Origin of the sequence: Rodentibacter sp. JRC1 (genome assembly GCF_020521555.1) — a bacterium.
Lineage (GTDB): Bacteria > Pseudomonadota > Gammaproteobacteria > Enterobacterales > Pasteurellaceae > Rodentibacter > Rodentibacter abscessus.
This window is the reverse complement of record NZ_BPWA01000001.1, coordinates 544,265-564,637: the sequence shown is the minus strand read 5'-3', so window position 1 is coordinate 564,637 and position 20,373 is coordinate 544,265. Positions and strand designations below refer to the sequence as shown.

Genomic DNA, 20,373 nt, shown 5'->3' with positions numbered 1-20,373 from the left:
TACACGACTTTTACGTTACCTGCTATGACAATTGAAAAAATAAATCTAGTGAAAAAATTGGGTGATTAAGCTACAATGCGCGCTTATTTTATTGAGACCATATCGCAAAATAGAGGATTCCTATGTCAAATGCAATCGCCAACGTGTTTAAACTCATTGAAGAAAACGAGATTAAATTTGTTCTTCTCCGATTCACCGATATTAAAGGTAAGGAACACGGTGTATCTATTCCGGTTAGCCTTGTCGATGAAGAAATGTTTGAAGACGGTAAAATGTTTGACGGTTCATCGGTAGAAGGTTGGAAAACGATTAATAAGGCGGATATGCTTTTAATGCCGATGGCGGAAACCGCCGTGGTAGATCCTTTTGCACAGATCCCGACACTTTCTTTACGTTGTAGTGTTTATGAGCCGGCAACAATGCAAAGTTATGACCGCGATCCTCGTTCAATTGCAATTCGTGCCGAAAATTATATGCGTTCAACCGGTATTGCCGATCAGGCGTTTTTCGGGCCTGAACCCGAATTTTTCCTCTTTGATGACGTGCGTTTTGATGTTTCGATGAACCGAGCTTCATTTTCTATTGATGATGTAGAAGCTGCTTGGAATACTAACAAAAAATATGAAGATGGAAATAATGCTTATCGCCCGTTGAAAAAGGGAGGATATTGCGCCGTAGCACCGATTGATACTGCCCATGATATTCGTTCCGAAATGTGTTTGATTTTAGAAGAAATGGGATTAGTGATTGAAGCCCATCATCACGAAGTTGCCACTGCAGGTCAAAACGAAATTGCAACAAAATTCAATACTTTAACCTTAAAAGCGGATGAAACTCAAATCTATAAATATGTTGTACAAAATGTTGCACTTGAACAGGGTAAAACCGCTTGTTTTATGCCGAAGCCAATTACCGGCGATAACGGCTCGGGTATGCACTGTAATATGTCATTAAGCAAAGACGGCAAAAATATTTTCCAAGGTGATAAATATGCCGGTCTTTCTGAAACCGCACTTTATTATATCGGCGGCATTATCAAGCACGCAAAAGCCTTAAATGCGTTCACCAACCCGACTACCAATTCATACAAACGCTTAGTGCCGGGCTATGAAGCACCTGTATTATTAGCTTATTCAGCCAGTAACCGCTCTGCTTCAATTCGTATTCCGGCAGTAACCAGCCCGAAAGCAATTCGTGTTGAAGCACGCTTCCCTGATCCGATGGCAAACCCGTATTTAGCCTTTGCCGCCTTATTGATGGCAGGGTTAGACGGTGTGGTAAATAAAATTCACCCGGGTGATGCGATGGATAAAAACCTCTACGATTTACCACCGGAGGAATTAAAGGATATTCCTGCCGTCGCCGGCTCACTTGAAGAAGCTTTAGATTCGTTAGAAAAAGATTACGAATTTTTAACACAGGGTAACGTGTTCAGTAAGGAGTTTGTAGAAGCCTTTATCGCTATTAAGCGCAAAGAAGTGGAACGTTTGAATATGACCCCCCACCCGGTAGAATTTGAGATGTATTATGCCTAATTTGCAATAGGAAATTATAGTCTTAACAAGAAAAGTGCGGTCAGTTTTGGTCGCATTTTTTGTTAGGCTTTACATTAATTTTCAATTCCTGATTTGTGATGAAAGGTTATATCAGGTAAAATACACAAGAAGATTTTATGAGCATAAATTATTGAGGGCTTTATAATGAATCATACCGGCACGACTACAAATGATGAGATCGATCTTATTGAATTAATAAAAGTTTTATGGAATAAAAAAATTTGGATCATTTTATCGGCATTTATTTTTACGGCTATTGCCGGTGTTTATGCTTTTACTGCTCAGGAAAAGTGGACTTCAAAAGCTGAAGTGATTGCGCCTCAATTAGTTGATTTTGGCGATTATTTCTCAATCAGAAAGGAATATGGCCGAATTGTGGGTGAGGAACTAAAAGCGAGTGATTTAAAAACAAACTTATTTGATCAATTTGTTCGTCTTGCAGCTTCTGCTGATGTTAAACAGAGGTTTTTTTTAGAATCTGAGTTGTATAAGCAATTATCCTCTGAGCAAGATGAAAGGGGCGCTCGTCAAACATTAGCTAAATTAGTTAATGAAGAAACAGTCATCAGCAAACCTGATACGAAAAAAGAGCCGAATGCGATAGCACATCGTTTATCTTTGTCATCAGCTCCAACAGCAGATCTGGCACAAAATACATTGCAAGGCTTTATTCATAATATCAACGAAGCTGCATTTAAATTGGAAAAAGAGAATTTTCTTATAAACTTTGAACAAAAAATTGCCGCGCTTAGATATGAGGCACAAAAAATTAGCCAGAATTTAACTATTCAGAAGGATATTTCTTTAGAAAATCTAACTCAAGCTTATGATATTGCTAAGCAAGCAGGTATTCATCAGTTTTCTCAACCGACAGGAAATGGCATTGCAATTCCAACTTTGGCTTTAACGGATACTAAAGTACCTTTATCCGATTCGAAATTAAATGATAGCTCATATTTATTTATGCTAGGCGAAAAATATCTAAAAGCACAAATTGATACGATTTCAGCAAAAGAAATTATTTATCCACCGAGATATTATCAAATTCAAGAACAATTAAAGGAACTCGAACCTTTATATGAAAAAGCGAAATCAGTGAAAGCGAATACCTTTACTTATCAGGCATCGCCGGATTATCCTGTGGTTAGGGATAAGCCAAATAAAGTATTAATTCTTATAATTGGCTTTATTTTTGGTATGTTAATTTCCGTTTTCTACATCTTAATCCAAGCTTTTTATAAAATGATCTTTAAGAATAGATAATGTCTAGTTATTTTAATCAATATAAAGTTCAGATAAATAATTTTTTATATTTATCTGTAGTGCAATTCGGAAATATGGTGCTGCCATTAGTAATATTGCCTTTATTATTAAATAGATTAGGAATTGATAAATATGGTTTAGTTATCTTTTCTCAATCAATAGCCTCTTATTTTGCTGTATTTATTCGGTTTGGATTCAGTACATATGCAACTCAGCAGATAAGCTATTTTAGAAATGACAAGGGAAAGTTAAGTGAAATTTTTATAAATGTTGTATTTTTAGAAATAATATTATTTATGATTTCTATTGGGCTATTTTTTAGTTATTTTTCTTTAATAGAGATAGTTGAATCTAAAATATATATTTATTCTTTATTAGCCGCTTTTCTAGAAATTTTATTGCCTATTTGGTATTTTCAAGGTATAGAAAGAATGAAATATATTACACTAATTAACCTTAGTGCTAAAGTTGTTTCATTACTTTGTATTCTCTTATTCGTGAAGAATGATTCAGACTATTTGCTTGTTCCTTTATGTTATTTATTTGGTTCATTGATTGTTTTTTTGATCTCTATATCTATTCTAATCAGAAGTAAGGTAATTAATTTTAAGTTACCTAATATAACAACACTTATTTTCTATATGAAAAATAGTGTTGTCTTTTTTTTCTCAGATATTATGGCTATATTGAAAGATAAAACTAATATTATGCTGCTAGGGAACTTTATTGGAATGCATGCTGTTGCATATTATGATTTAGCAGAGAAAATTGTTTGGGCATTTAGAAGTATTTTTGTCAATATTAACACGGCTTTCTTTCCGTATTTTTCAAAAAATAAACGATCAAAGCAAGTGAAGCCTATTTTAATTAGTATTTTTATCCTTAGCTTATTAAGTTATATATTCATTATTGAGTTCTCGGATTTCATTATTATATTATTATCCAGTTCTAATATGTTAGTTATCAAGGAATTTTTATGGGTAATGGCTGTATATGTGATTTTAGCGTCTGTAAGTTCTTCTATAGGATATTTTTTACTTATACCTAACGGTTATAGTAAGAGTTTCTTTAAAAATATGATGATTTCATTGGTTTCATACTTTCTTATATGTTCTGGGATATATTATTTCTCAGAGATATCTATACTTGCTTTAGTTTTGGCTTATAATTCTTCAGTGTTTATTGAGTTGTGCCATAGAGTATATTTATGTAAGAAGTATAAATTGTTATATTGGGTGTAATATGTTTTATTTTCTTTATAATATATTCTCAATAATTTCTTTCTTACTATTATCCTTTACTATAGAAGTGTTAGATATAGATATTGGGTTAATATATCTAGAATTTATCTTATTCTTATTTTATTTTATAAATTTAGGTTGGGCTGTTCTAAACTTCAATAAATATCCCTTGCTTTTACTTGTTTCTATTGTTTTTGGACTATTTATTTATTCTAGGTTTATATTAGATTTTTTAGGACTACTTCCATATCCAGTGAGTTTAGCAACAAGATTTATTGGAAATTTATTTGAACAATCGACTATGAAGGAGAGTATCCTTACATATATTTTATCCATAATATCATTAGCATTTTCTTATTCTTTTATTTGTTTTTTTGATAAAAAGAATAATATTCAAGACAATAACATCAATACCAACTTTTTTAAAAGGTTAGGTTATTACATAATATTATTATCTTTACCTGGTGTTACTTTTAAACTTATGATGATACTCAAAAATGTTATGTCTTCTGGGTATCTTTCTTTATATCTTGATAATTCTATTTCTGGTATAGAGCGTATTATTGAGTTTGTTAGTTATAAATTGTATTTAATTGGTGTGTCTTTTTATATTTCATCAAATTTAAGTAAAAAAGATTTTATTAAATTATCTGTATTTACTGTGCCGGTTACTTTGGTATATTTAATTTCAGGAAAACGTGCAGAATTTGGTATTACTATTTTATTTCTTATATGGTATTGGTTTTCTTTTATAAGAGTATATAAAGTTTCCTTGAAAAAACTATTTGCGATTGCTTTTTTAATCCTTATACCATTTGCTTTTATTTCTCAAATGATTAATTTATCTAGATCTCAGGGCAATGATCGTGAATTAGCTCTTACTGCAGCATTAAGTGATTTCTTTGCTCAACAAGGTATTTCTGGGTTGGTATTACCTTATTATATAGAATACAAAAATAATTTATCTAAAGAGTACCCTTACCTGATTTCACCTATTGTAGATAGAATAAATAGAGAAGGGCAATCTTTAAATTTATTAAAGAAGACAAATTATTTAAGTCATGAGCTAACTGCTGTTCTAGATCTTGATGCTTTTTTAGGAGGAGAAGGTACAGGAGCATCATATATAACAGAATTATATAGTATTGGTGATTCTAAAATATCGGTATTTTTAGGTATTTTCCTATTAGGTTTTATAGTTTTGCACTTTGAATTAAATAAAAATAGTCCAAAATTTAAATATTTATCCTATTTGTTCTTATCAACTTTATTTTTTCTTCCAAGAGGAGAGCTATTTGAATTATTTTATGAGTTTATGCTTTTTATTATTATTTGGCATATAGCCGAATTAACTATTAACATTAAAAAGAATAATAACTAATTAGGAGGGGGAGATGCCTATTAAAATTGATTTTGTATTGCCTTGGGTCGATAATCAAGATCTGGATTGGCAAAAACTAAGACAGAAGTATTCAGTAAATGAATCATCTTCAGATGCCAATTCTAATGCAAGGTTTAGAGATTCAGGCACATTAAAATATGTATTACGCTCAATAGAGAAAAATTGCCCTTGGTATAATAAGATTTATTTGATTACCAGTGGACATTATCCGAATTGGTTAGATATTCATTCTCCTAAAATTAAGTTAGTAACACATAATGATATTTATGAGTATAAGGAACACTTACCAGTCTTTAACTCAAATTCAATAGAAATGAATTTATCTAATATCCAAGATTTATCAGAACATTTTGTTTATTTAAACGATGATATGATTATTTTCTCCCAAACAAATGTTGAACGTTTTTTTGTAGATGGAATACCTGTTGATTTTTTATGTCATGGCTGGATTCCTCGTAATAAAGCTTTTGCAATGGTTAAAAATATTGATTCTTGGATTCATTCACTTAATAATAATATATCCCTAATAAATAAATTTTTTAAACCATCAGAACTTAATAATAAATTTCTTTACCATAAAAGTTATTCAATGTTAAATAAATTTAGTAATTTTTTACTGAAAAAAATATACAAAAAGTATTTCTGGTTTGAACATTGGCACCTTCCTCAGCCATATTTGAAAAGAACTCTACTTGAGGTAAAAGAGAATTTTTATATGGAAATGAAAAATTGCTCAAAAAATCGTTTTAGATCCAATACAGATATAACTCCATATCTATATCGCTATTGGCATTTAGCAAAAGGTGATTTTTTTCCATTTAAGTATAATGATGGCATTGAAGATAATATTTTTTCCGTTGATTATTTAGATAAAATGATTAGGAAATGTGATGAACAACAACCTAAATTCATATGCTTTAATGATTCACCCGCTTTATCTGATTCGGATTATCAAGTTATCAAAGATAAAATGATAGAATTTTTAGATAAAAGATTTTCTGAAAAGGCTTCTTTTGAATTATAGGAGTGATTATGTTATCAGTGTTAATGTCCATTTATCACAAAGAAAAATCAGAGTATTTTAACCAGGCTATGGAAAGTATTTGGACTAATCAAACTTTAAAACCCGATGAAATTGTCTTGGTACAAGATGGTCCTTTAACAACAGAACTAGAGTTTGCTATTTCAGAGTGGAAATCAACCTTAAAAGATAAATTAAAAACTATTCCATTAGAGAAAAATGTTGGTTTAGGTAATGCATTAAGTGTTGGATTAAAGGAATGTAGCGGTGATTTTATTGCTCGAATGGATACTGATGACATTGCTATGCCTGAACGTTTTGAAAAACAAATTGCCTTTTTAAAAAATAATCCTAGCATTGATGTAGTTGGTTGTTTTATCGAAGAAATTAATGAGAAGAATGAAATAATTAAGGATGTCGTTTCATATCCGTTATCACATAAAGAATTATATAATTTCTTTTCTAAACGGGATCCTATCGCCCACCCCACCTGTATGTTTAGAAGAAGTTTTTTTGAGAAAGGTGTTAAATACCTTTCAGATTTAACTATGGCAGAAGATACTTTGCTATGGTATCAGGGGTTCTTAAATAATTGTAAATTTGCGAATATAAATTATGTAGGTTTAAAGTTTAGACGAAGTTCTGATTTTTATAAGCGTAGAGCAAATTGGAAAAAAAACATTGGATTATTAAAATTCCGACTATTCCATATTAATCGAGATTTAAATTATGGTATTAAAGCTGATTTTTATGCAATCGCATATTTTATGATGTCAATTTCCCCTAGTTTTGTGAAAAGGTTACTATATAAATTATTTAGATAGAAGGATTAATAAAATGAAAATTCCATTTTCCCCCCCATATATTAATGAAGATATCATTAATGAAGTGGTTGATTCGCTACACTCAGGTTGGATTACAACAGGCCCTAAAGTAAAAGCTCTAGAAGAGGAAATTAGACATTTTTCGGGAGCAAAGGAAGTGCTTTGTGTCAACTCTTGGACTTCAGCAGCAATTATGATGCTTCGTTGGTTTGGTGTGAAAGAGGGAGATGAAGTGATTGTCCCCGCTTATACTTATAGTGCAACAGCGTTAGCGGTACTTCATGCTGGAGCAAAACCTATAATGGTGGATACTTCAGAAGATTTTAATATTTCTTTAGCGGGGATAAAAAAAGCAATTACTCCAAGAACGAAAGCAATTATCCCCGTTGATATTGCAGGTTTTCCTTGTGATTATGATGAAATTATGGATTTGGTAAAATCCTCCGAAATTCAACCGCTCTTTAAGGCAGAAAGCGATAACCAAAAAAAACTTGGTCGTATTTTGGTGTTAAATGATGCTGCTCACTCTTTAGGTGCTTGGTATAAAAAAGATGTCAGAACAGGCAGTGAGACAGATATTGCTATTTTTTCATTACATGCAGTGAAAAATGTTACTACCGCAGAAGGTGGGGCAATTTGTATTAATTTGCCTGAACCTTTTGATAACACGAAGCTTTATACAGAACTTAGACAAATGGCATTAAACTGTCAAACAAAAGATGCTTTTTCTAAGAGTAAAGCCGGTGGGTGGCGTTATGACATTACGGGATTAGGAATGAAAATTAATATGGCAGATGTAAATGCCGCCATTGGTTTAGCCCAAATTCGTATTTATGAAGATTTACTAAAAGAACGAAAAAGGGTGTTTGATACTTATGATAATGTGTTTAAACAGTTTGATTGGGCAATTTTACCGCCATCAAAGCAAGGAGAAAAAGAAACTTCCTATCACTTATACGCACTACGCGTTAAGGGGTTCACTGAAGCACAGCGTGATACCATGATTGATGAAATTGCAAAAAATGAAGTTGCGGTGAATGTTCATTTTATTCCAATGCCAATGCTTACTTTATTTAAGAATCTAGGATATAAAATTGGAGATTATCCACAATCATATAATAATTATAAATGTGAAATATCTCTTCCAATTTATCCTCAATTAACAAATGAGCAAGTAAGTTTTATTATTGATTCAGTTGTTAATGCTTATAATAAGGTTAAATAAAATGATTCGTTTTTTTGATTTTATTTTAAGTTTGATCGGGCTAATTATTTTTAGCCCTATTTTTATTATTTTAGTAATTTGGATTAAATTAGATTCAAAAGGTCCTATTTTTTATAAGCAAATTCGTATTGGACTGTATGGAAAAGAATTTGAACTGTTTAAATTTCGTTCTATGGTAATGGATGCTGATAAAAAAGGATTAATTACTGTAGGGGGATGTGATCCACGTGTTACTCGTTCTGGTTATTTTATTCGAAAATATAAATTGGATGAACTACCTCAACTTATCAATGTATTGGTTGGAGATATGAGTCTAGTTGGTCCCCGACCAGAAGTGAGAAAATATGTGGAACTTTACAATAATGAACAAAGAAAAGTTCTTTCGATTAAGCCTGGTATTACTGATTACGCATCTATTGAATATATGGATGAGAATGAGATATTAGGGAAATCTAATGATCCAGAAAAGATTTATATTGAAAAGATTATGCCGGAAAAAATAAAATATAATATGAAATATATTCAAAATAAGAATTTATTTGAGTATTTTAAAATCATTTTCCTAACAATGCTAAAAATTATCCGTTAGATAATTTAGTAAGCTCATTTCGAAGGATATTATTATGATCTATTCACTTATATTTGAAATTTCTAGACCTAAAAAAAGAATTATAAGTCTTTTTACTGATGCCGTTTTACTTATATCCTCCTTTTTTCTTGCCTATTGGACAAGGCTTGGGGGATAGTTGCTTTTGATAATACTAAAATTTGGACAACCTTGTTTTGCACCATTGTAATTACGTTGTTCACGTTTGTTAAATTAGGGCTTTATCGTGCAGTGTTACGGTATATATCTTTTAAAGCGTTAGCAATGGTTGCAGGCGGAGCTTGTGTTTCATCTGTAAGTCTTATTTTTTTCTCTTTTTTTATAGGTTCTGATATTCCAAGAACAGTACCTATTATTTACTTTTCTTATGTATTTTTACTATGTGGTAGTGTAAGGATGTTAGTTCGCTACTATGTTAGTTTAATTTTGGACAAAGACAACGAATCAGTTTTAATTTATGGGGCAGGATCTAATGGACGGCAATTAGCGGTAATGCTTAAACATGCTTATCGCTATCGTATTCGTGGTTTTATTGATGATAATGTTAAATTGCATGGTACTTATCTTTTAGGAAATAAAATCTTTTCATTTAAAGATATTTCAAAATTAGTTCAGAAATATAATATTAAAGTGATCCTATTGGCAATCCCAAGTGCTTCTCGTGCTGAACGTAAAGCTATTATTGATAGCCTTATTCCTTTAAAAATTAAAGTTCAAACAATTCCAGATATGGAAGAGATTTTACAAGGAAATGCTAAAATTGATGAATTGCGTGAAGTAAAAATTGAAGATTTATTAGGGCGAGAACCTGTTTTACCTAACCAAGCATTGTTGCAAGAAAATATTCTTGATAAATCTGTGATGGTGACTGGTGCGGGCGGTTCTATTGGATCTGAATTATGTCGTCAAATCATATTAAATCATCCAAAAGAGTTGGTTTTATTTGAGTTATCTGAATTTTCTCTTTACTCTATTCACCAAGAATTATTGGAAATAGTGAAAAAAAATAATATTCAGAACACTAACATTTATCCTATTTTGGGAAATGTGCAAGATATTGAACGATTAGATCAAGTACTCTCCAATTTTAATATTGATACGATTTATCATGCGGCGGCTTATAAGCATGTACCTTTAGTTGAATATAATATGATCGAAGGGGTAAGAAATAATATTTTTGGAACTTATAATGTTGCAAAATGTGCTACAGAGCATAGCGTTAAATCTTTCGTTTTAATTTCAACAGATAAAGCTGTTCGCCCTACAAATGTAATGGGGGCAAGTAAACGTATGGCTGAGATTTGTTTACAAGCATTATCAGGGCAATTAAAAGATTCTCATACCTGCTTTAGCATGGTTCGTTTTGGTAACGTTCTTGGTTCATCTGGCTCAGTAATCCCTCTATTTAGAAAGCAAATCCTAAGAGGTGGGCCAATTACTGTCACGCATCCGGATATTATTCGCTATTTTATGACTATTCCTGAAGCCGCTCAGCTTGTTATCCAAGCTGGGGCAATGGCAAAGGGGGGAGATGTTTTTATTTTAGATATGGGTGAAGCTGTTCGAATTGTCGATTTAGCTAAAAACTTAATTCAATTATCAGGCCTTTCTGTCAAAGATGAAAGTAATCCAAAAGGTGATATTGAGATTACCTATACAGGCTTACGCCCAGGTGAAAAACTTTATGAAGAACTATTGATTGGTGGTGATAATATCCGTAAAACGGATCATCCTCGTATTATGGCTGCAGAAGAGTCGTATTTACCATTTGAACAATTATCTAATGTGTTAGCAGAATTAGATAAAGCTTGTAGTTGTGCAGATTATGTCACTATCCGTCATATATTACTCACTGCTCCAACAGGTTTTAAACCCACAACAGAAATAGTTGATGTATTATATAAAAGAAAAGGTAAAATTTATGATTAATGCCAAAAAATATTACCAACTATTTATTAGTATCTCGGTATTTCTATTTTTTACCTTGCTTTTGATTTTCCCAAAAGGATATAACTATGGCTCAACTATATTACTCGTTATCAGTATAGTGTTTCTATTTTATGCTCTTTTTAAGAGAATTAGTATTAAAGAAATTATTAAGCAAAATAAAATTATTTTTCTTGTTGTATCAGGGTATTTTGTTGTATCACTTTTCTTTATTTTTTTACATGGTGAAAAGATTAAACTGATAGATAATCCCTTTAGAGCATTTTTGTTTCTTTCTGTAATTATTTTTATCATCTATAGTGAAATGAAATTTGATATATTGCCATATAGTATACTATTGGGTTCTTTTATTGCGGGTGGAGTGGCAATTTATCAGTATTATGTTTTACATTTACCAAGTGCATTCGATGAGCAAATGAAGATTCAATCAGGTGATATTGCTATGTCCCTAGGAGTATTTAGTTTTATTACTGCACTTTATTTATACGATATAAAAAAACATAATTTCGCTTTATTAGCTGTTATTGCAGGATTCTTTGGTATTTTTGCAAGTGCATTATCTTTTACTCGTGGTGGATGGATTGGATTTCCAATTCTATTTTTAGTCATTATTTTGTTATATAAACATTTATTATCTAAAAAATGGTTATTTGCAATTTTAGCAATTTTAGTTATTAGTATTTCATCACTTTCTATGAATGAGCGGTTTATTGGTCGCATTTCGGAGGCTAAACAACAATTTGACAGTTATTTTAACGGTAACGATGAAGTTAGTTCAGTTGGAGAACGTTTAGATATGTGGAAAATTGGTTATAATGCTTTTTTAAAACATCCTATTTCTGGTTGGAGCTTAAACGCATTGTCAGATTATAAAGAGAAATTGGCTGAAGAAGGGATTGTTAGCCGAAAATCTATTCCATATATACATTTGCATAATCAGTTTATAGATGATTTAACTAAAAAAGGCGTTTTGGGAGGATTTGCTATCTTGGGTATTTTTGTTGTTCCTCTATATATTTTTTATAAAAAGCAAAAAAATACTCAGGCTAATCAAAGGGTAAGATTTATTACAACTTTAGGTATTATTCATATCTTATCTACAATGAGTTATAGCTTAACACAATCTTTCCTGACTCATAATTCTGGAAACATATTCTATTTTTTCCTAATGGGACTTTTTTATTCATTTGCTATCAATGAAGGAAAATATAGGATTATTTAATATATAATCTAATCGTATATTATTAAGCTTTATTATTGGAATTCGAGTAATAAACAAACAACATTTTAAATCATCGAAACTTTGTAAAGTAAATAGAAAGCTAATATAGTTTATATGGAGAATAAAAAATGGAGATTATTCTTTCAACTCGTCCGGCATTAGGTAGCTGGGGCAATAATGCGATTTTAAGTTTTAATGGCGATGAAGCGATTATTCACTTAAAAAATAATGAAAAAATCGACCGCACTTTGGTACAACGTGCAGCTCGTAAATTACGCGGACAAGGCATTAAAGATGTCGAACTTGTAGGGGAAGAATGGGATTTGAATTTTTGCTGGGCGTTCTATCAAGGGTTTTACACGGCAAAACAAGACTATGCGATTGAGTTTCCTCATTTAGATGATGAAGCACAACACGAATTATTGGCGCGTATTGAGTGTGGTGATTTTGTGCGGGGTGTAATTAATGAGCCCGCACAAAGTTTAACACCAATTAAACTGGCAGAACGTGCAGCAGAATTTATAATGACACAAGCTGAAAAGTATGCGGAAAAAAGTGCGGTCAGTTTTCAGATTGTTTCAAGTGAGGAGCTAGACCAGCAAGGTTATCAAGGTATTTGGACGGTAGGAAAAGGTTCTGCTAACCCACCGGCTATGTTACAGTTAGATTTTAATCCGACCGGGGATTTAAATGCACCGGTGCTGGCTTGTTTAGTCGGTAAAGGGATTACTTTTGATAGTGGCGGATATAGCATTAAGCCAAGCGAAGGTATGAGTACGATGCGTACGGATATGGGCGGAGCAGCTTTATTAACCGGTGCTTTAGGTTTGGCTATAGCCCGTGGATTAAATCAACGGGTGAAACTTTATTTATGTTGTGCAGAAAATTTAGTGAGTAGCAATGCGTTTAAATTAGGGGATATTATAACCTATAAAAACGGTGTGACGGCAGAAGTGCTAAATACCGATGCGGAAGGACGTTTGGTATTGGCAGACGGATTGATTGAGGCGGATGGTCAACATCCTGAATTTATTATTGATTGTGCAACTTTGACCGGTGCTGCGAAAGTGGCGGTGGGAAATGACTACCATTCGGTTCTATCTATGGATGACGAGTTGGTTGTAGATCTTTTCCAATCAGCAAAAGAGGAAAATGAACCTTTTTGGCGTTTACCTTTTGAGGAATTTCATCGTTCGCAAATCGGTTCTTCTTTTGCAGATATTGCTAATATCGGCACTGTTCCTATGGGAGCAGGTGCGAGTACGGCAACTGCATTCTTATCCTATTTTGTGAAGAATTATCAACAAAACTGGTTGCATATTGATTGTTCGGCAACTTATCGTAAATCAGCCTGCGATTTATGGGCGGTTGGTGCGACAGGTATTGGTGTGCAAACACTTGCAAATTTACTGATTTCAAAATCATAGAAGCGAGGATAGAAGATGATGGAAAAAACACTTTCAATTATTAAGCCGGATGCGGTAAAACGCAATTTGATCGGAGCAATTTTAACGAGATTTGAAAAAGATGGTTTCAAGATTATTGCGACTAAAATGGTGCGTTTAACGCAGGCGCAAGCTGAGGGGTTCTATGCCGAACATCAAGGTAAGCCATTTTTTGAACCGTTAGTAAATTATATGATGTCGGCACCTATTGTGGTTTCTGTGCTTGAAAAAGAAAATGCAGTGAAAGATTACCGCACTTTGATTGGCGCAACAAATCCTGAAATGGCGGAAGTGGGAACAATTCGTAAAGATTTTGCATTAAGTCAACGTGAAAATTCGGTACATGGTTCTGATAGTGTAGAAAGTGCTAATCGTGAAATCGCTTATTTCTTTGCTGATTCGGAAATTTATGAACGTTAATAGAATTGAAAAGTATCTTGGGAATTTATGATAGAAGAGATAGCTTGATCCGGAAAGTTTTACTTAAACCACACGTAAAAAAATAGCGAGTAAAAACTCGCTATTTTTGTTTGATTTTCTTATAAACCAATCACTGCAAATAATACCCAGATGGTATAAATAGTAGCTAAACCGTAGAAGATAAAGCCGCCTGCAGGTACGTGGATTTTAAGATCGTGCATTCCGTGGTGAATGCGGTGTAAACCACACCACATTGGGAAAATCGTTAGCACGAGAATGACGAGTTTACCGATCCAAGAATAGGCAAACGTAACTAAATTTGATGGGTCGATTAAACCGAATGGTAAGAGTAAACCTAAGATTAAAATGACCACAGGGAAGAAAATTGCACTTACTGTACCGCCTGCACCGAATAGAAGCCATACCGGTGGTTCGCCGGAGCGTTTTGGATTTTTATCAATCATTTTTTCGCCCTCTTAAATATAAACTAAAACTAATGCAACCACGCTGATAAGTGCGGTTACCGCCCAAAGTGAATTTCTTACCAATGCGTGTGGTAAGCGTTCATTTTTCACAATGATGTTCATCACTTTTGGTGTCATTAAGAAATAGGTTGCGGTGTGATAAAGTGTTGCGATGAGCGTAATGATATTAAGCACAACCACAATTGGGTTTCTTAAAAATTCAATAAAACTCAAAATGCCTAAGCCCGGTACGGGATTACTTGCAAGGCAAAGTACGCCGTAAAGTAATACGATACAGAACCATACCGCAAAAATTGAAGTAGCTTCACGAAGCATATAAGCCTTGTAGAAGTCCAATTTTTGCCACCAAGTAGCCGTCATTGGGCGAACATATTTTTTACGTTTACTAACTAATGGCATTCTTTCCCCCTTAGCCTTTTGGTTTGAGCATAGAGATAACATAATCTTTGGCACTTTCCACTTTGCCTTGGTTAATTGCTGAAGCTGGATCCACATGTTTTGGACAAACTTCAGAACAATACCCCACGAAAGTACAGCTCCATACACCATTTTTTCCGTTTAATAATGGCATACGTTTCGCTTTACCGTGGTCACGGTTATCAAGGTTATAACGGTGAGCCATCGTAATCGCAGCAGGACCTAAGAACTCAGGATTTAAACCGAATTGTGGGCAAGCGGCATAACATAATCCGCAGTTAATACACATTGAGAAAGTACGATATTTCTCAAGTTGCGCCGGTGTTTGTTTAGTACGGCTTTTGGCAAGTTCTGCCGATGGATGCGGTTTACCATCTAACGCAGGTGCTTCATTACCAATAATATAAGGCTTGATCGCTTCTAAACTTTCGATGAAATGGCTTAAATCAACCACTAAGTCACGTTCAATCGGGAAATTTGCCAACGGTTCAATTCGCATATGCCCGCTGTAATCACGTAAGAACGTTTTACAAGCCAATTTAGGTTTGTTATTTACCATCATCCCACAAGAACCGCAGATCGCCATACGGCATGACCAACGGTAAGAAAGGGAAGGTTCAAGTTTATCTTTAATATAACCTAACGCATCAAGTAGGGATGTTTGGTTGTCATAAGGCACTTGGTAAGTGCTTAAATGTGGCTCTTGATCGCTTTCTGGATTGTAGCGTAATACTTCCACATTCATTACTGGTGAATTAGCCATTTGCTTGCTCCTTAGCTTTTGCAGCAGCTTCTTGAGCTTCTGCTTCCGCACCGTAAACACGTTTTGCAGGTTGAGATTTAGTGATTTTCACCGGACTATATTCAATGCGCGGTGCGCCATTCTCATTGTAGAAAGCAAGGGTGTGTTTTAAGTAATTTACATCATCACGTTCAGTGTAGTCTAAGCGTTGGTGTGCACCGCGAGATTCTTTACGTTCGATTGCTGAGTTTGCAATAGATTGTGCAACATCAAGAATGTAACCTAATTCTACGGTGTAAAGTACATCAGTATTAAATACGCTTGAGTTATCCGCCACACGAATGCGCTTATAACGTTCTTTTAATTCCGCAATTTTATCAACGGCTTTTTGCATACTTGCTTGGTCACGGTAAATACCGCAACCTTCTTCCATTACCGTCCCCATTTCATCACGAATTTCAGACCAAGATTCATTACCTTCTTGTTTTTGAAGGGCTTCTAAACGGGCGACAATGTCTTTTGCTTGCGCATCAACGGCAGTTTGGTTAGCCGGTTGTGCTTCAACCGCACGTTGTGCCGCATATTCACCCGCTACACGACCAAGCACAACAAGCTCCGCCAAAGAGTTAGAACCTAAACGGTTTGCTCCGTGTAAACCAGAGGAGGCACATTCACCCACAGCGAATAAACCTTTAATACGTGTTTCGCTGTTGAAGTCCACCTCAATACCACCCATAGTGTAGTGAACGACAGGACGTACAGGGATCGGCTCATTTACCGGGTTTACACCTTCATAAGCACTTGCTAATTCGCAAATAAACGGAAGACGTTCGTGTAAATATTTTTCACCCAAATGACGTAAATCAAGATGAACCACATCAACGCCTTTTGCTGTTTTTAAGGTATTGCCTTTTTTCCACTCTTGCCAGAATGCTTGAGAAACTTTATCACGCGGACCAAGTTCCATATACTTGTTTTCCGGTTTGCCGATTGGCGTTTCAGGACCTAGGCCATAATCTTGAAGGTAACGATAGCCGTCTTTATTAACTAAGATACCGCCTTCACCACGACAACCTTCCGTCATCAAAATACCGGTATTTGGTAAGCCGGTAGGGTGATATTGAACAAATTCCATATCACGCAACGGTACGCCGTGGCGATACGCCATTGATAAACCGTCACCTGTTACGATACCGCCGTTGGTATTAAATTTAAACGCACGACAACCGCCACCTGTTGCAATGACAACGGCATTTGCATTAATTTGAACAAGCGTTCCTTCCATCATATTCATTGCAACCATACCGCGTGCATGGCCGTCATCGACTAAAATATCTAGTACGAAATGCTCATCAAAGCGTTGGATCTGAGGGTATTGGATTGAAGTTTGGAAAAGCGTATGTAATAAATGGAAACCGGTTTTATCCGCAGCAAACCAAGTACGTTCGATTTTCATACCACCGAAACGGCGCACATTCACATCGCCATCGGCTTTACGACTCCAAGGACAACCCCAACGTTCAAGTTGGGTCATTTCTACCGGGGAATGTTGAACAAAATATTCCACTACATCTTGTTCACATAGCCAGTCACCGCCGGCAACGGTATCTTGGAAGTGTTTATCATAAGAGTCTTCCTCTTTGATAACGGCTGCCGCCCCACCTTCTGCCGCCACTGTGTGGCTGCGCATTGGGTACACCTTTGAAACTAACGCAATTTTTAAGTTAGGATTTGCTTCTGCTGCGGCAATCGCTGCACGTAAACCGCCACCGCCGGCACCAACAATTGCAATATCGACATTAACTGTTTGCACGATATCCTCCGATTAATAGAAAGTAAAATAATAACCCCGAAAGGGGCTGGTGGCAGCATTGTGCCATTTTTTTACAAATTAATAACCTTTTTTTGAGGGGAATTTAGGAGAAATTTGCAATTTTGTGATCTACCTCAAAAAAGTTAATTTGTCCAAGTAAATCAAATGAGATAAGTTATTATTTAGCTCAAATGTTCGGCTATTATTTACTGGGAAGTTGAGTTGAAAAATTGGCTCGTTTACAATGCGGAGATTAAGAATAGTTCAGCCTAAAAAATAAAGAGAAAAATGACCGCACTTACTTTTGAAATTCCTACTTGGCAGCCTACCGCTTCCATCGAAAATTTACTTGAAAGAGCAAAGATTATTGCTGAAATTCGCCGTTTTTTTACGGATCGTGGTTTGCTTGAAGTTGAAACGCCGGTTTTAAGTGAATTCGGTGTAACGGATCTTCATCTTTCAACTTTCAACACGGAATTTGTCGCTCCCCTTAACGAACTATCAAAAACCTTGTGGCTTTCAACCAGTCCTGAATATCATATGAAACGGTTATTGGCAGCGGGCAGCGGACCGATTTTCCAAATTAGTAAAGTATTTCGCAATGAAGAAGCCGGTAATCGCCATAATCCGGAATTTACGATGCTGGAATGGTATCGACCGCACTTTGATATGTATCGTTTGATTAACGAAGTGGATGATTTATTACAACAAGTTTTGGATTGTAAACCGGCGGAGAGTATGAGTTATCAATTTGCCTTTCAAGAATACGTGGGGCTTGATCCGCTTTCTGCAGAGCGTAAAGAATTGGTGGAAGCCGCTCATAAATATCATTTTATGGCAAAAGAAGATGAAGATCGGGACACCTTGTTGCAATTTTTATTTAGTGAAGTCGTTGAACCGCAAATCGGGCAAGATGCGCCTGTGGCGATTTATCATTTCCCCTCTTCCCAAGCGGCACTTGCGCAATTAAGCCCGGAAGATCAACGCGTTGCAGAACGCTTTGAGTTTTATTATAAAGGGTTGGAACTTGCCAATGGTTTCCATGAACTCACTGATGCACGTGAACAAGAGCGACGTTTTGAACAAGATAATCGTCAACGTGAAAGGGTCGGTTTGCCGATTCAGGATATTGATAAACGCTTCCTTGCAGCATTACAGGCAGGGATTCCAAATACATCGGGCGTGGCGTTAGGTGTAGATCGTTTGATTATGATTGCATTGAATGCCTCAAGCATTAAAGAAGTTATTTCCTTTTCCATCGAAAATGCCTAATCGTCTAAAAGTGCGGTCAGAAAATAAGGTGTTTTTTGACCGCACTTTGATCTAGATAAATATTTATGCAATTAAATAGTACAAAATGTTATATAGATCACATTTCTAAAAATACCTCTTTGAAATTATGCCTCTTCAAGCATATCATTCGCGCCAAATTTATCAGGTGATTACCTGACTGATTGATATTTAATCTATTACTTATTTTAGGATTTTCGTTATGAAAAATACAAAATTGAATAAATTTGATGCCGTTTGGATGCTTAATTTATTTGGTACGGCAGTTGGAGCGGGCGTATTATTTTTACCAATTAATGCCGGTATGGGCGGTTTTTGGCCGTTAGTGGTGATGGCGATACTTGTAGGCCCTATGACCTATTTTGCTCACCGTGGTTTAGCTTATTTCGTGCTTTCCTCTAAAAAACCGGGTAGTGATATTACCGAAGTTGTGGAAGAACATTTCGGCAAGACGGCAGGTAAATTGATTACGTTACTCTATTTCTTTGCGATTTTCCCGATTCTATTGATTTATGGAAACGGCATTACCAACACGGTTGATTCTTTTATTGTAAATCAACTTGGTATGGCATCTCCAAACCGTGCATTGCTTTCTTTCATTCTTATTGCAGTATTGATTTCCGTCATGCTTTTCAATGAAAAAGTGATGTTGAAAATTACGGAATGGCTTGTGTATCCTTTGGTCTTTATTTTATTTGCAATGTCAATTTATCTCATTCCGGAATGGAATGGTTCAATGCTAAATGAATTTCCGACAGCAAGTGGTTTTATCACCACATTATGGGTAACGATTCCCGTATTGGTTTTTTCCTTTAACCATTCACCGGCAATTTCCTCTTTTACTTGTTCACAATATCGTGAATACAAAGAATTTGAACACACCGAACGTCATATCGGGCAAACAGAAAAAGGTACTTCGGCGATTTTACTTTTCTTTGTAATGTTCTTTGTGTTCAGCTGCGTATTGACATTAACACCGGAAGAATTACTTGCTGCAAAAGAACAAAATATCAGTATTTTGTCATTCTTAGCGAATAAATTTGATAATCCTTACATCTCTTACTTTGGTCCTTTAGTGGCTTTCTTGGCGATTACGAGTTCTTTCTTTGGCCATTACATGGGCGCACGTGAAGGATTGGAAGGGCTTTACGTGAAAATGAAAGGGGAAGCCGTAGATCGTAAAAAATTAAATTATGGTACGGCATTGTTCTTTTTATTAACCTTGTGGGGCGTCGCAATTATTAACCCGAGTATCCTTGGTTTGATCGAATCCTTAGGAGGCCCGATCATTGCTATGATTTTATTTATTATGCCAATGTACGCTATCCGTAAAATACCGGCTATGAAACGTTACCAAGGTCGCTTCAGCAATGTATTTGTTACGGTAATGGGATTAATCGCTATCTCTGCAGTAATATATGGATTATTATAGGCGGTTTTTAATTTAGCCTAT

Annotated in this window: 17 protein-coding genes and 1 pseudogene; 14 read left to right on the top strand and 4 right to left on the bottom strand. The window is 34.8% G+C overall.

Features of this window, described 5'->3' with window-relative positions; all coding sequences use genetic code 11:
- Positions 1-116: 116 nt before the first annotated feature.
- From glnA to ndk, 12 genes and pseudogenes are all read left to right on the top strand, one after another.
- A complete protein-coding gene (glnA, locus tag HEMROJRC1_RS02510) occupies positions 117-1,535 on the top strand; it encodes a glutamate--ammonia ligase (protein ID WP_304621904.1) in 1,419 nt (472 codons plus the stop codon).
- A gap of 165 nt (positions 1,536-1,700) precedes the next feature.
- Entirely contained in the window at positions 1,701-2,819 is a 1,119-nt protein-coding gene (locus HEMROJRC1_RS02505) for an LPS O-antigen chain length determinant protein WzzB (protein ID WP_226691476.1), read from the top strand.
- The gene (locus HEMROJRC1_RS02500) at positions 2,819-4,060 is read left to right on the top strand and encodes an oligosaccharide flippase family protein (RefSeq protein ID WP_226691475.1); all 1,242 of its coding nucleotides are present in this window, start codon (positions 2,819-2,821) and stop codon (positions 4,058-4,060) included. The genes HEMROJRC1_RS02505 and HEMROJRC1_RS02500 overlap by 1 nt, the downstream gene beginning before the upstream one ends.
- A 1-nt stretch (position 4,061) precedes the next feature.
- Positions 4,062-5,441 (top strand): O-antigen polysaccharide polymerase Wzy, encoded by a 1,380-nt coding sequence (wzy, locus tag HEMROJRC1_RS02495; protein ID WP_226691474.1) that lies wholly within the window; start codon positions 4,062-4,064, stop codon positions 5,439-5,441.
- Positions 5,442-5,454: 13 nt separating this feature from the next.
- Positions 5,455-6,486: a Stealth CR1 domain-containing protein gene (locus HEMROJRC1_RS02490; RefSeq protein WP_226691473.1), complete on the top strand. Its 1,032-nt coding sequence runs from the start codon at positions 5,455-5,457 to the stop codon at positions 6,484-6,486.
- An 8-nt stretch (positions 6,487-6,494) separates the two neighbouring features.
- Positions 6,495-7,307, top strand: coding sequence for a glycosyltransferase (locus tag HEMROJRC1_RS02485; RefSeq protein WP_226691472.1), 813 nt, complete (start codon positions 6,495-6,497; stop codon positions 7,305-7,307).
- A gap of 13 nt (positions 7,308-7,320) precedes the next feature.
- Entirely contained in the window at positions 7,321-8,532 is a 1,212-nt protein-coding gene (locus HEMROJRC1_RS02480; protein WP_226691471.1) for a DegT/DnrJ/EryC1/StrS aminotransferase family protein, read from the top strand.
- Between the two features lies 1 nt (position 8,533).
- A complete protein-coding gene (locus HEMROJRC1_RS02475; protein ID WP_226691470.1) occupies positions 8,534-9,121 on the top strand; it encodes a sugar transferase in 588 nt (195 codons plus the stop codon).
- Positions 9,122-9,155: 34 nt separating this feature from the next.
- Positions 9,156-11,068 (top strand): annotated as a pseudogene (locus HEMROJRC1_RS02470) (polysaccharide biosynthesis protein).
- Positions 11,061-12,308, top strand: a complete 1,248-nt coding sequence (locus tag HEMROJRC1_RS02465) for an O-antigen ligase (protein ID WP_226691468.1) — start codon at positions 11,061-11,063, stop codon at positions 12,306-12,308. The pseudogene HEMROJRC1_RS02470 and the gene HEMROJRC1_RS02465 overlap by 8 nt, the downstream one beginning before the upstream one ends.
- Positions 12,309-12,436: 128 nt before the next feature.
- The gene (pepB, locus tag HEMROJRC1_RS02460) at positions 12,437-13,735 is read left to right on the top strand and encodes an aminopeptidase PepB (protein WP_226691467.1); all 1,299 of its coding nucleotides are present in this window, start codon (positions 12,437-12,439) and stop codon (positions 13,733-13,735) included.
- A 15-nt stretch (positions 13,736-13,750) separates the two neighbouring features.
- Positions 13,751-14,173 (top strand): nucleoside-diphosphate kinase, encoded by a 423-nt coding sequence (gene ndk / locus HEMROJRC1_RS02455; RefSeq protein WP_226691466.1) that lies wholly within the window; start codon positions 13,751-13,753, stop codon positions 14,171-14,173.
- A 119-nt stretch (positions 14,174-14,292) separates the two neighbouring features.
- Here ndk and frdD read toward each other — a convergent pair whose 3' ends face one another.
- The 4 genes from frdD to frdA are packed head-to-tail and all read right to left on the bottom strand — an operon-like array spanning position 14,293 to position 17,630.
- The gene (gene frdD, locus HEMROJRC1_RS02450) at positions 14,293-14,637 is read right to left on the bottom strand and encodes a fumarate reductase subunit FrdD (protein WP_226691465.1); all 345 of its coding nucleotides are present in this window, start codon (positions 14,635-14,637) and stop codon (positions 14,293-14,295) included.
- A gap of 12 nt (positions 14,638-14,649) precedes the next feature.
- The gene (gene frdC / locus HEMROJRC1_RS02445) at positions 14,650-15,057 is read right to left on the bottom strand and encodes a fumarate reductase subunit FrdC (RefSeq protein WP_226691464.1); all 408 of its coding nucleotides are present in this window, start codon (positions 15,055-15,057) and stop codon (positions 14,650-14,652) included.
- A 10-nt stretch (positions 15,058-15,067) separates the two neighbouring features.
- Positions 15,068-15,838: a succinate dehydrogenase/fumarate reductase iron-sulfur subunit gene (locus HEMROJRC1_RS02440; RefSeq protein ID WP_226691463.1), complete on the bottom strand. Its 771-nt coding sequence runs from the start codon at positions 15,836-15,838 to the stop codon at positions 15,068-15,070.
- Positions 15,831-17,630 (bottom strand): fumarate reductase (quinol) flavoprotein subunit, encoded by a 1,800-nt coding sequence (gene frdA, locus HEMROJRC1_RS02435; RefSeq protein ID WP_226691462.1) that lies wholly within the window; start codon positions 17,628-17,630, stop codon positions 15,831-15,833. The genes HEMROJRC1_RS02440 and frdA overlap by 8 nt, the downstream gene beginning before the upstream one ends.
- 288 nt (positions 17,631-17,918) lie before the next feature.
- Between frdA and epmA the strand changes: the two genes are divergently transcribed.
- Complete coding sequence (epmA, locus tag HEMROJRC1_RS02430; RefSeq protein ID WP_226691461.1) at positions 17,919-18,902, top strand: elongation factor P--(R)-beta-lysine ligase; 984 nt, start codon at positions 17,919-17,921, stop codon at positions 18,900-18,902.
- A gap of 220 nt (positions 18,903-19,122) precedes the next feature.
- Positions 19,123-20,352: an HAAAP family serine/threonine permease gene (locus tag HEMROJRC1_RS02425; protein ID WP_226691460.1), complete on the top strand. Its 1,230-nt coding sequence runs from the start codon at positions 19,123-19,125 to the stop codon at positions 20,350-20,352.
- Positions 20,353-20,373: the final 21 nt, after the last annotated feature.

Excerpts from the sequence above, each read along its gene's own strand:
- HEMROJRC1_RS02505 (WP_226691476.1), top strand. The coding sequence starts at position 1,701 with ATGAATCATACCGGCACGACTACAAATGATGAGATCGATCTTATTGAA.
- HEMROJRC1_RS02500 (WP_226691475.1), top strand. The coding sequence starts at position 2,819 with ATGTCTAGTTATTTTAATCAATATAAAGTTCAGATAAATAATTTTTTA.
- wzy (WP_226691474.1), top strand. The coding sequence starts at position 4,062 with ATGTTTTATTTTCTTTATAATATATTCTCAATAATTTCTTTCTTACTA.
- HEMROJRC1_RS02490 (WP_226691473.1), top strand. The coding sequence starts at position 5,455 with ATGCCTATTAAAATTGATTTTGTATTGCCTTGGGTCGATAATCAAGAT.
- HEMROJRC1_RS02485 (WP_226691472.1), top strand. The coding sequence starts at position 6,495 with ATGTTATCAGTGTTAATGTCCATTTATCACAAAGAAAAATCAGAGTAT.
- HEMROJRC1_RS02480 (WP_226691471.1), top strand. The coding sequence starts at position 7,321 with ATGAAAATTCCATTTTCCCCCCCATATATTAATGAAGATATCATTAAT.
- HEMROJRC1_RS02475 (WP_226691470.1), top strand. The coding sequence starts at position 8,534 with ATGATTCGTTTTTTTGATTTTATTTTAAGTTTGATCGGGCTAATTATT.
- HEMROJRC1_RS02465 (WP_226691468.1), top strand. The coding sequence starts at position 11,061 with ATGATTAATGCCAAAAAATATTACCAACTATTTATTAGTATCTCGGTA.
- pepB (WP_226691467.1), top strand. The coding sequence starts at position 12,437 with ATGGAGATTATTCTTTCAACTCGTCCGGCATTAGGTAGCTGGGGCAAT.
- ndk (WP_226691466.1), top strand. The coding sequence starts at position 13,751 with ATGATGGAAAAAACACTTTCAATTATTAAGCCGGATGCGGTAAAACGC.
- frdD (WP_226691465.1), bottom strand. The coding sequence starts at position 14,637 with ATGATTGATAAAAATCCAAAACGCTCCGGCGAACCACCGGTATGGCTT.
- frdC (WP_226691464.1), bottom strand. The coding sequence starts at position 15,057 with ATGCCATTAGTTAGTAAACGTAAAAAATATGTTCGCCCAATGACGGCT.
- HEMROJRC1_RS02440 (WP_226691463.1), bottom strand. The coding sequence starts at position 15,838 with ATGGCTAATTCACCAGTAATGAATGTGGAAGTATTACGCTACAATCCA.
- epmA (WP_226691461.1), top strand. The coding sequence starts at position 17,919 with ATGACCGCACTTACTTTTGAAATTCCTACTTGGCAGCCTACCGCTTCC.
- HEMROJRC1_RS02425 (WP_226691460.1), top strand. The coding sequence starts at position 19,123 with ATGAAAAATACAAAATTGAATAAATTTGATGCCGTTTGGATGCTTAAT.